We start from the raw sequence: 875 nt of genomic DNA on the forward strand, positions 1-875 counted from the left end.
TGGGGACATTGTTTGGTGGGTAGTTTGACTGGGGTGGTCGCCTCCTAAAAGGTAACGGAGGCTCGCAAAGGTACCCTCAGTACGGTTGGTAATCGTACGTAGAGCGCATTAGTATAAGGGTGCTTGACTGTGAGGCAAACAAGCCGAGCAGGTGCGAAAGCAGGCTAAAGTGATCCGGTGGTTCTGTATGGAAGGGCCATCGCTCAAAGGATAAAAGGTACTCCGGGGATAACAGGCTGATCTCACCCAAGAGCTCATATCGACGGTGAGGTTTGGCACCTCGATGTCGGTTCGTCACATCCTGGGGCTGGAGAAGGTCCCAAGGGTTCGGCTGTTCGCCGATTAAAGTGGCACGTGAACTGGGTTCAGAACGTCGCAAGACAGTTCGGTCCCTATCTGTTGTGATCGTTAGTAAATTGAGGAGACATGACCTTAGTACGAGAGGACCGGGTCGTACGTACCGCTGGTGTATCTGTTGTGCCGCCAGGTGCAGTGCAGAGTAGCTATGTACGGACAGGATAAACGCTGAAAGCATCTAAGCGTGAAACCTGCTTCAAGATGAGTTTACTTTTAAGGGCCGTCGGAGACTACGACGTTGATAGGTTACAGGTGTAAGGGTGGTAACATCGCAGCCGAGTAATACTAATTGCCCGTAAGCTTTAACTTTATTTATTACTTCATTGCTTCAATGCAATGGTTAAGTATACAACTTACTCCAATATGTTATCTTATTGTTTGCTGTAATAGCAAAAAGATCTTATGGTGGTTTTGCCAAGGGTGTTCACCTCTTCCCATTCCGAACAGAGAAGTTAAGCCCCTTATGGCCGATGGTACTGCACCACAATGCGGGAGAGTAGGTAGCTGCCATATTTATT

2 rRNA genes are annotated in these 875 nt (G+C 48.3%); both read left to right on the plus strand.

Going from position 1 to position 875, the window contains the following annotated elements:
• A 23S ribosomal RNA gene (locus KW844_RS28835) occupies positions 1 to 667 on the plus strand; the annotation flags it as partial.
• Between the two features lie 91 nt (positions 668 to 758).
• Positions 759 to 870: ribosomal RNA gene (rrf, locus tag KW844_RS28840) — 5S ribosomal RNA — on the plus strand.
• The last annotated feature ends 5 nt before the right edge of the window (positions 871 to 875 follow it).

The organism is Chitinophaga sp. sic0106, assembly GCF_019219075.1.
In the GTDB taxonomy this organism is placed as follows: Bacteria; Bacteroidota; Bacteroidia; order Chitinophagales; family Chitinophagaceae; genus Chitinophaga.